Origin of the sequence: Pediococcus cellicola (assembly GCF_001438655.1) — a bacterium.
Lineage (GTDB): Bacteria > Bacillota > Bacilli > Lactobacillales > Lactobacillaceae > Pediococcus > Pediococcus cellicola.
In genome coordinates, this window is the sequence record NZ_JQBR01000003.1 from 232,482 (window position 1) to 242,889 (window position 10,408).

Genomic DNA, 10,408 nt, shown 5'->3' on the forward strand with positions numbered 1-10,408 from the left:
TGTTTATAAAATGTGGATAACTTTTCGAATTATTCACACTTATCCACAAGCTAAGGTTTCAGCTCACTTTTCAAATCTCCAATTTGACGTTGTAAATCATCATCTTTTTTTAAGGCCGCCGCGATTTTTTCATGGGCATGGATGACTGTTGTGTGATCTTTTCCACCAAACTCAGTTCCTATTTTTGGTAATGAGGCATTGGTAAGTTCACGCGAAAGGTACATCGCAATTTGGCGTGGCATAACAATGGATTTCATGCGTTTTTTGCCCTTTAAATCAGAAATTGAAGTGTGATAATACTTAGCTACTTTGTCTTGAATTAAGGAGATGGAAACTTCACTAAATTTCGTACCAAAATTCAAACTACGCATCGCTTCGGAAGCCAAATCAGTTGTGATACCAGTACTTTGCAGATTTGCATACGCCTGAACGCGGGCTAAAGCGCCCTCCAATTCACGGACGTTTGAGTCCACTTGTGTGGCAATGTAATTCAAAGTATCATCGGGAATTTCAATGTGATCGGCCATGGCTTTTTCACGTAAAATGGCGATTCGTGTTTCTAAATCCGGTGGCGTAATATCTACGGATAACCCCCATTTAAAGCGAGAAACTAGCCGTTCTTGCAACTTAGGAATTTCATTTGGTAAACGATCTGATGTCAACACAATTTGTTTTTGATTACTATATAAAGCTTCGAATGTATGGAAGAACTCTTCTTGAGTAGCTTCCTTATCCGCGAAGAATTGGACATCATCCACTAATAGAAGGTCCACGTTACGATAGATTTCTCGAAATTCTTCTTGGTGCTTTGACTGAATGGCGTTAATGAAATCATTCGTAAACGCCTCACTAGTGACGTATTTCACGTTCGTGTTCGGATTATTTTTAAGAATTTGATGACCAATGGCATGCATCAAATGGGTTTTGCCTAAACCAACTCCTCCATAAAAGAAGAGTGGATTATACATAGTTCCGGGATCTTCGGAAACAACTAGGGCAGCCGCATGGGCCATTTGATTACCTTTACCCGTGACAAATGTATCAAAAGTATATTTGTCATTTAAAGTTGTTTCTTCCATAAAGTCAGGAGTAGCTTTGGGCTTTTTTTCAACCGGCTTTTCTTCTTTTTGGGCCTCGGTCTGTTCACCTTCTAAAACGAAGTCAGGTGTGATGTCAGCTTGGGTAATGAGATAAGCGTACTCCACAAATTTTGGCGCTAAATGCTGCTTCCAATAGTCACGATGCAACGGTGATGGTAATTGAATGGTCATGACGTGGTCTTTTAGATCGATTGGTTTGGCCACATCGATCCAGGTCGAAAATCCAAGTGAAGAAATATCACTATCTTTTTCAAAATCGGCCTTAATTTGGTCCCATAGTTCATTTTTACTAAGCACAAAAACCCCTCCAAAGTAACGTACAGTCTAATTTTTTTGTGTTTACATCTTTTATACCGGTAAGTGAGAAACAATGAGTTAATTTTAGCATGAAAGAAAATAGTTTTCCACAGGATGTGGAAAACTATTTAAAATAAATCACAAGCAGTGAAAAAAGTTGTTCACAACATGTTGAAAAAGGCGAAAAATTTCACTTGTTTTCAGGTTATTCACAGAAAACGGTGGATAACTCTAGCCCGGTGCATAAGTGTTAAGAGCGGTTATCCACCGAAAAACGTGAAAATGTGGATAACTCAATCACAGGGGGTGAATATCCGGATAACTCGGGGAAAAACAGTGGAAAAGTAAGATTTTAAAGAAGCATTTATCCACAAGACACACACTAAATATTTATTCTGGTTGTGGATAAAAAGCAGCGGTTGACGTAAGCAGCTGCCGCGATTAAGGTCATCTTTTTTAAATAATAGCTTTGCATGACGGCTGTTTTGTGATATTATATTATGGTAATTGTAATTAGATACTGAGTTATTTCATTAATAATTAGATGAAAGATAAATAAATTTCAGTGTTGTTATGGGAGGTGTACGAATTGAAGAGAACATTTCAACCAAAGAAGCGTCATCGTTCACGTGTGCATGGCTTTCGTAAACGTATGAGTACCAGCAACGGCCGTAAAGTTTTAGCACGTCGACGTCTAAAAGGTAGAAGAGTATTATCTGCATAAGGCCACTGATCCCAGTGGTCTTTTATTTTTGAAGAGATTCGAAAATAACAGCAAAACCCTTTTATATAATGTAGAAACCTGATAATACGATTTATTTGGAGAGAGATTATGCGCAAGTCATATCGTGTAAAAAAAGAGACAGAATTTCAAAAGGTGTTTGAGACGCACAATTCATATGCAAACCGAAAGTTTGTGGTCTATGTGATGGTCAAACCTGGGCAGCCACATTTTCGGGTTGGCATTTCTGTTGGTAAAAAGATTGGCAATGCCGTGATGCGTAATTATATGAAACGCCGCATTCGCCAGAGCATTCTTGAATTCAAGCCTCAATTACGTCAAGATATCGACTTTTTAGTAATTGCGCGACCACAAGCGTCTGGTCTTTCCATGAAAGAAACCAAGCAGCAATTAAAGCATGTATTCACATTAGCTAATATTTTAACTACTGATCAAAGTGAGGAAAAATAAGTGAAACACAGCAAAAGAAATATGGTGATGGCGGCAATTGCCAGCTTAACGCTTTTATTAGCTGGGTGTAGCACGGCTCCCATTACGAAAAACAGTACAGGTATTTGGGATCATTGGATCGTCTATAACTTTTCACGAGCTATCGTCTGGTTATCGCAATTGTTCGGTGGTAATTTTGGTTGGGGAATTATTATTTTCACCATTATTATTCGAATTATTATTTTGCCATTGATGATTTATCAAACAAAATCTTCAATGAAGACGGCTGAAATTCAACCAAAAGTACAAGCACTTCAGAAAAAATATTCTTCTAAGGATGTTGAGACACAGCAAAAGCTCCGTGAAGAACAACAAAAGCTCTATTCTGAAGCCGGCGTAAATCCGGTTGCCGGCTGTTTACCTTTAATTGTGCAGCTACCAATTTTGTACGCTTTGTTTGCGGCTGTTAATCGAACGGAAATTTTAAAGGCCGGGACGTTCCTATGGTTGCAGTTGGGTGATAAAGATCCTTACTTTATTTTGCCTATTGTGGCGGCTGTGTTTACTTATATTAGTTCATGGTTAAGTATGAAGTCTCAACCAATGCAAAATGGTATGACCACAATGATGACGGTTGGTATGCCAGTGATCATTTTCTTCACCGCGATGAGTGTACCATCTGCCGTTTCCTTATACTGGGTGGTTACCAATATTTTCCAAGCTGGTCAAACTTTAGTCCTGCAAAATCCATTTAAGATTAACCGCGAGCGTGAAGCAAAAGCCAAAGCAGAGCGTGATCGTAAACGCGCAATTGAAAAAGCCAAGCGTCAGGCTTATAAAGGACGAAAACGAAAATAATTAGTGTTGGAGATTAGAATCGCGATTCTGGTCTCCTTTTGCTGTCCATAGTTTTAAAGTAAGGAGGGTGGTTACATGGCAAGATATCAAGGTACCACAATTGAAAATGCCATTCAGGCAGGTTTGATTGATATGGATTTAAAACGTGATGAAGTGAAAGTGACGACGATTACTAAACCTAAAAGAGGTTTTTTAGGAATTGGCAAGCGTCTCGCAGAAGTTGAATTGACGTTTATAAAGAAGAGTCAACCGGTTGATGAGAAGGTCAGCACGCAACCCAACCCTATTTTGCAAGATTCTGAAGTTCAAGACAAGGTCGATGAAGTAAACGCTGAACCTAAATATGAAGTTCAAAAGCCTCAAGATACCGATGATGAAAATGCTACGCAGGCGCAAGCAACGCATCCAAAGTTAAATGAGAAAATTACTGCTGAACTCAAAGATTATTTAGATACGGTTGTCAAACAGCTTGGAATTACAGCTAGTTCCACAGTTACCGTTCATCATCGTGAAGTTGCTATCGAGTTTGAAACAGAACAAGAAGGTCTCCTAATTGGGAAGCATGGGCGTACCATTAACGCGTTACAGACGTTAGCGCAAGTATTCCTATTGCATAAAGAGATTGCCCACACGAATGTTCAATTAGATGTCGGAAACTACCGAGCACGACGTGTTGAAACTTTGCAACGGCTCGCTGAAAGCACAGCTCGAGAAGTGGTGGCCACTGGAGATCCTGTCTTTTTGGACCCGATGCCCGCTTTTGAACGCAAAGTTATTCACGCTGCATTGGCTGACAACCATTTTGTGACCACTTTTTCTGAGGGCCATGAACCACATCGCTATGTGGTAGTCGCATTAGTTCAAGAAGATCAGCTTTAAAAGTGTCCAAAATTGACAAATGCCCTTCAACATTTTAAGATATAGACAATATTCTTATTTTAGATAAAGTAGTGAAAGTACTTTATCCACGTGAACCTTTTTAAAGGCGTGGACTGGGTGCTTTTTTTATTGGAATGGATTTAGAAAGGAAATTAGACATGCTAGAGACAGCTACCGAATTAGATACCATTGCGGCAATTTCAACCCCACCTGGTGAAGGTGGTATTTCGATTGTTCGGGTGAGTGGTAAAGAAGCTTTAAACGTTGTGACCGCCGTTTTTAAGGGTAAGGATCTGCATAAGGTTAAAAGCCACACGATTAATTATGGTCATATTATTGATCCGAAGACGAAAAGCGTTGTTGATGAAGTGATGGTTTCAGTCATGTTGGCGCCAAAAACATATACGTGTGAAGATGTCGTTGAAATTAATTGTCATGGCGGAATTGTGCCTACTAATGATGTCTTGCAACTGGTGTTAAGTCATGGTGCGCGAATGGCAAAACCGGGTGAATTTACAGAAAGAGCTTTTTTGAATGGTCGAGTTGATCTTTCCCAAGCCGAAGCGGTTATGGATCTTATTCGAGCAAAAACGGATCGTTCTATGAAAGTAGCTTTGAACCAATTAGATGGTGATTTATCGCATTTAATTAAAAATTTACGTCAAGATATCTTAGATGTTTTAGCCCAAGTGGAAGTTAATATCGATTATCCTGAGTATGACGATGTTGAAACCATGACCAGTAAGCTGCTTCGTGAAAAAGCGGTGGAAGTGAAGGCGCAAATTAAACAATTGTTGCAAACAGCCCAAGAAGGTAAGATTTTGCGTGACGGGTTGGCTACTGCAATTGTCGGTCATCCTAATGTAGGGAAATCAAGTTTGCTAAATCGTATGCTCCATGAAGATAAAGCAATTGTGACAGATGTTGCGGGGACAACGCGTGACGTGCTGGAAGAGTATGTTAATGTGCGTGGGGTACCGCTAAAACTGGTTGATACAGCTGGTATTCGTGAAACAAATGATAAAGTTGAAAAAATTGGGGTTGAGCGCAGTCGCAAAGCCTTGCAAACGGCTGATTTAGTCTTGTTAGTTTTGGATAGTAGTCAACCTTTATCTGATGAAGATCGTCAATTGCTGCAAGCTACCAATGAAACTAAGCGAATCATCATTTTAAATAAAACAGACTTACCTATGCGACTAGATACAGACGAATTGTTTGAGTTGGCCTCTGAAGAAGAAGTTATCCGTACTTCAGCTACAAAAGGTTCTGGTCTGGATGAGTTAAAAGAAAAGATTGCCAAGTTGTTCTTCGGTGGTATTGAAGGCAATCAAAACAATGTGATTGTCACCAATGCTAGACACATTGGGTTGTTAAACCAGGCCAAAGACGCGTTGGATTCGGTCTTACAAGGATTAGATGATGGCATGCCTGTTGATTTGGTGCAGATTGATATGACAAGATGCTGGGATTTTCTTGGTGAAATCACGGGTGATAGTTATCAAGATGAATTGCTTGATCAGCTGTTTAGTCAGTTCTGTTTAGGTAAATAATTGAAGTTAAATTAAGTTAATTATAAAACTAAAAATGAAGCTCAAATGTGGAGGAAGAGTCATGACGGAAGTAAAACAGTATGCAGGTAAAGATTACGATGTGATCGTGGTCGGTGCTGGGCATGCCGGTTCAGAGGCAGCATTGGCAGCTGCTCGAATGGGCAATAAAACATTATTAATGACCATTAATTTGGATATGGTGGCATTTATGCCATGTAATCCCTCAGTTGGAGGACCCGCTAAAGGAATTGTTGTCCGTGAAATTGACGCGCTCGGTGGTGAAATGGGTAAAAACATCGATAAGACCTATGTCCAAATGCGGATGCTAAATACCGGCAAAGGTCCTGCAGTTCGTGCTTTACGTGCTCAGGCTGACAAACATGCCTATCATGCTCAGATGAAAAAAACAATTGAAGATGAACCTAATTTAACCTTACGACAAGGAATTGTGGATGATCTGATTATTGAAGACGGCGTTTGTAAGGGTGTGATCACCAATACCGGCGCTCGTTACCATGCTAAAAGTGTGGTATTAACGTTAGGGACAGCTGCTCGTGGCAAGATCATTATTGGTGAACTTATGTACTCCTCTGGTCCCAACAATTCGCAACCAGCTATGAAGTTGACCAAGAACTTAAAAGATTATGGCTTTGATTTGGAACGCTTTAAAACTGGGACCCCACCTCGTGTGGATGGCGGTACGATTCATTATGATGAAACAGAGGAACAACCTGGAGATAAAGAACCAAATCATTTTAGTTTTACAACGCCTGATAGTGCCTATATTGATGCTAAAAATCAGCTTTCTTGTTGGTTAACGTATACGAACGAGTATACGCATAAGATTATTCGCAAAAACTTGGATCGGGCACCAATGTTTTCTGGTGTGATCGAGGGAGTTGGGCCTCGCTATTGTCCTTCAATTGAAGATAAAATCGTGCGCTTTGCTGATAAAGATCATCACCAATTGTTCCTTGAACCTGAAGGTCGCCATACAGACGAGTGGTATGTCCAAGGACTTTCTACGTCAATGCCAGAAGAGATTCAGCAAAAGATTTTGCATTCCATTAAGGGCTTAGAAGATGCTGAAATGATGCGTCCGGGATACGCCATTGAATATGACGTGGTTTCGCCGTATCAATTGAAACCAACTTTAGAAACTAAGGTTGTTAAAAACTTGTATACAGCTGGTCAGACTAATGGTACTTCCGGGTATGAAGAAGCTGCCGGACAAGGGCTAATTGCTGGAATTAATGCCGGATTGCGTGCCTTAGATAAGGGTCAATTTACCTTAAAGCGCAGTGATGCTTATATTGGTGTTATGATCGATGACTTAGTTACAAAGGGAACCAAAGAACCCTATCGTTTACTTACAAGCCGTGCAGAATACCGTCTAATCTTGCGCCATGATAATGCTGATTTACGCTTGACGGAAATGGGTCATGACTTAGGTTTGATTGATCAAGATCGGTACCAAAGCTTCTTAGAAAAGAAAGCGGACATTGAAAATGAATTGCACCGGTTAGATACAATTCGCATCAAACCTAAGGAGGTTCGTGACTTCTTGATTTCTAAGGGTGGTCATGAATTAAAAGATGGTGTCTGGGCATCTGAATTTTTGCGTCGTCCAGAAGTGTCATATAAAGAGTTACTCCAATTCATTCCGGCACCCGATAAGAAGCTGGATCGAAGAGTTGTTGAACAAGTTGAAATTGAGATCAAATATGCGGGCTATATCAAAAAAGCCAAAGAACGTGTGGAACGTTTGAAGAAAATGGAAGCTAAAAAGATTCCAGATCACATTGATTATGCGGCCATTAATGGTCTTGCAACTGAAGGTCGTCAGAAACTTGAAAAGATTCAACCACAAACCATTGCGCAAGCCAGTCGGATTAGTGGTGTAAATCCTGCTGATATTGCAATTTTGAGTGTGTATATTGAGCGGGGCAGAATTGCTAAAGTAAAATAATTTTATGAGTCATCTTAATAGAGATATTAAGATGACTTTTTTATTTGTAATAATATTTATTTTATCGTTAAAATATTTTTTATTGACATTTCAAAACAAACAAGATATAACTAAGCTATCATAAAAATAAATTTTAACGATAGAAGGAATTATTATGAAAAACTTTCTGAATACTAGTAAGGCACAGCTTGTTAAGGTTGGTGTGATTGCGCTAATAGATGAGTTAGGAAGTAGCATGTTTAGTTTCGCGGTGGGCTTATTTCTTTTACGTAAAACGGGTTCTGCCATGAATCTAGGCATTTCTATTTTAATCGGACCGTTAGTTTCATTAATTTTATTGCCAATTTCAGGAACAATTGTAGATCATTTTAATCACAAAAAAATTATTGTGATTTGTCAGATTGGTATCATTATGACAATGGCATTTTTCTCAATGGAATTTCAACAACTTTCAGATACGTATCTCGTGAAAATCATTGTTTTATTGGTCTTACTCGATATATTTCAGTTATTTATTGGTAATGTTTTTAGTGCTTCAGCAATTAATTTGGTTCCTCAAACGCAGGTACAGCAACTTAATTCAATTCAACAAATGGTTCGTTCTTCAGCTTCAATTTTAGCTCCCATTTTAGGCGGGATTGCGTATGGAATGATGCCATTCTTTGGTTTCACACTGATTATGTTCGTAACCACCTTGGTTGTGATGGTGGTTGTGTTATCGCTGAACTTCAGATTTAATAGTGTACAGCTTGTTTCCGAAGTTGACGCTAAGGAAAATATAAATTTTTTAACTTCATTTAAAGAAGGAATTCATTATTTACGTCAGAAAAAAGAGATTGTCATGTTAATCATAACGGCTTGTGTCATCAATTTTTTCTTTTGTGCAGTGAATGTTGGCTTACCCTTGTTACTAGTGGATCAATTTAAATTAAGTAACGTTTCATACAGTATGGTGGAGGCTAGTACCTCGGTAGGTATGATTTTGTCTGGCTTTATATTTATGAAACAAAAACCAGCAGAAAATCAAATTCAGCTTATGTATCGCTGGGTTATCGGGATTGCCCTCGTTACAAGTGCAATGGGATTACCAGTACTTTTACATGTTCAATTTTTAAAATTGGGAATTACTGGTATCTATGTTGGCTTGGCCTTGTTACTGGGGATTGCATTGTTTGAAACTAATGTGCCAATGGCTGGATACATGCAATTGCACATTGATTCTAGTTTTCAAGGACGTATTTTTACGATTCAATCTTCATTGTCAATGTTGATGATGCCAGTCGGAACCATTATATATGGTTACTTATTTGATCATTTTAATGCAGGGCCTATTTTTCTAGCATCAGGAATCACTGTAATTATCTGCATCTTAGCTTTTATGCAAGTTAAGGTCACAAAACCAGTACATGTTGTTAAAACGGCAGTAAAAAAAGAAAATTTAGAAAAGGTTTTGAAATAAAGTTTTTGATGACTGGTTTAATAATCATGAGATTGGTATGATAAATGAGTTGATGTGTATTATGAATAAATTTGTTGAAATGAAAAGGAAGTTCCTTGAAATGAGTTCTAATAAACTTGATAGTTTAGCAAAACTATTGGCTGACCCTAAAGTGAATGAAATAATAGATGCTGCCAACAAAGAGAGTGGAATTACCGTTAAGCAGTTGGCTAAGTTTTTAAAGGAAAAACCGTCTAATCTCTATTATCCGATTCAAAGGATGACGGATTTTGGTCTTTTAAAGGTAGTATCAGAGAACCAAATTAAAAATTTAACCGAAAAAGTATATAGTTCGGCTTTTTTGTATAAGAATTCAAGAGATGGCAAAAAAAACGATCAGGAAATAGATTTAGGCGATGAATATGTCAAAGAACATGGTGAAGATCTCATGGAACTTTTGATGATTAATCAAAAAAGAGTTTTACAAGCATTTAAAAAAAATGTCGATTTTATTCAAGGTGGCGGAAATAGTGATAAAAGTACATTTTCTTGGGCTCAATCAGATCTAAAGCTGTCTAATAAAGGAAGAATTGAATTATTGAGAAAATTAAATGAGGAAACAGCAAATTTTAAAGATCCATACCCAGATGATCCTCAAGTTTCCTTAAATATGGAGATAACCATGTATTCTGATGTAGATCCTCAGGCTAATGAAGAAACAGAGAAAAGTGATGTTGAAGTAAGTAAGGGTAAATCAAAATTATAAACAAAAGATAAAAACGTTTCACGTGAAACAATATATTCATATTGTGATTAGATCAAAGAATTACCGAGAAAACTAAAAGAATTTTTTGGAATTAAATATCTTTTCGTACTTTCTATTTGATGTAGCTGGTATGCTTCATCGAATTTATTATTTATAGTGTGGGCTAGTATCACATTTCCAAATGGGTTTTCATTCGTACGATTTCTAGGAAAAACGTTTAGTGATTACTGAATTGCATGTTTTTGCCAATTAATATTTGTAAAGAGAATGAACCAGCAGAATAAACAATTGGGGTACGCATTATTGGAATGGTTTAACTTTAATAGCAAGTAAAAAAGATGATCCCTGTAAGGAACTGCAACTATTTTTTGAGACAATCA

General features: G+C 38.0%; 9 protein-coding genes. 8 read left to right on the plus strand and 1 reads right to left on the minus strand.

The features are described from left to right. Nucleotides 1-50 precede the first annotated feature (50 nt). The gene (gene dnaA, locus IV80_RS04340; RefSeq protein WP_057750030.1) at nt 51-1,397 is read right to left on the minus strand and encodes a chromosomal replication initiator protein DnaA; all 1,347 of its coding nucleotides are present in this window, start codon (nt 1,395-1,397) and stop codon (nt 51-53) included. Between the two features lie 589 nt (nt 1,398-1,986). Here dnaA and rpmH point away from each other — a divergent pair. From rpmH to IV80_RS04375, 8 genes are all read left to right on the plus strand, one after another. Continuing rightward, nucleotides 1,987-2,121, plus strand: coding sequence for a 50S ribosomal protein L34 (rpmH, locus tag IV80_RS09975; RefSeq protein WP_083490513.1), 135 nt, complete (start codon nt 1,987-1,989; stop codon nt 2,119-2,121). A 108-nt stretch (nt 2,122-2,229) separates the two neighbouring features. Next, nucleotides 2,230-2,589, plus strand: coding sequence for a ribonuclease P protein component (rnpA, locus tag IV80_RS04345; protein ID WP_057750033.1), 360 nt, complete (start codon nt 2,230-2,232; stop codon nt 2,587-2,589). Next, the gene (gene yidC, locus IV80_RS04350) at nt 2,590-3,426 is read left to right on the plus strand and encodes a membrane protein insertase YidC (protein WP_057750034.1); all 837 of its coding nucleotides are present in this window, start codon (nt 2,590-2,592) and stop codon (nt 3,424-3,426) included. Nucleotides 3,427-3,501: 75 nt separating this feature from the next. Then, nucleotides 3,502-4,305, plus strand: coding sequence for an RNA-binding cell elongation regulator Jag/EloR (jag, locus tag IV80_RS04355; RefSeq protein ID WP_057750036.1), 804 nt, complete (start codon nt 3,502-3,504; stop codon nt 4,303-4,305). 158 nt (nt 4,306-4,463) lie between these two features. Continuing rightward, on the plus strand, nt 4,464-5,855 hold the full coding sequence (gene mnmE, locus IV80_RS04360) for a tRNA uridine-5-carboxymethylaminomethyl(34) synthesis GTPase MnmE (protein WP_057750038.1): 1,392 nt from the start codon (nt 4,464-4,466) through the stop codon (nt 5,853-5,855). Nucleotides 5,856-5,916: 61 nt separating this feature from the next. Beyond that, nucleotides 5,917-7,824 (plus strand): tRNA uridine-5-carboxymethylaminomethyl(34) synthesis enzyme MnmG, encoded by a 1,908-nt coding sequence (gene mnmG, locus IV80_RS04365; protein WP_057750040.1) that lies wholly within the window; start codon nt 5,917-5,919, stop codon nt 7,822-7,824. A 154-nt stretch (nt 7,825-7,978) separates the two neighbouring features. Then, on the plus strand, nt 7,979-9,283 hold the full coding sequence (locus tag IV80_RS04370; protein WP_057750041.1) for an MFS transporter: 1,305 nt from the start codon (nt 7,979-7,981) through the stop codon (nt 9,281-9,283). A 100-nt stretch (nt 9,284-9,383) separates the two neighbouring features. Then, nucleotides 9,384-10,028, plus strand: coding sequence for a helix-turn-helix domain-containing protein (locus tag IV80_RS04375; RefSeq protein WP_057750043.1), 645 nt, complete (start codon nt 9,384-9,386; stop codon nt 10,026-10,028). Nucleotides 10,029-10,408: the final 380 nt, after the last annotated feature.

Excerpts from the sequence above, each read along its gene's own strand:
- rnpA (WP_057750033.1), top strand. The coding sequence starts at position 2,230 with ATGCGCAAGTCATATCGTGTAAAAAAAGAGACAGAATTTCAAAAGGTG.
- jag (WP_057750036.1), top strand. The coding sequence starts at position 3,502 with ATGGCAAGATATCAAGGTACCACAATTGAAAATGCCATTCAGGCAGGT.
- mnmE (WP_057750038.1), top strand. The coding sequence starts at position 4,464 with ATGCTAGAGACAGCTACCGAATTAGATACCATTGCGGCAATTTCAACC.
- mnmG (WP_057750040.1), top strand. The coding sequence starts at position 5,917 with ATGACGGAAGTAAAACAGTATGCAGGTAAAGATTACGATGTGATCGTG.
- IV80_RS04370 (WP_057750041.1), top strand. The coding sequence starts at position 7,979 with ATGAAAAACTTTCTGAATACTAGTAAGGCACAGCTTGTTAAGGTTGGT.
- IV80_RS04375 (WP_057750043.1), top strand. The coding sequence starts at position 9,384 with ATGAGTTCTAATAAACTTGATAGTTTAGCAAAACTATTGGCTGACCCT.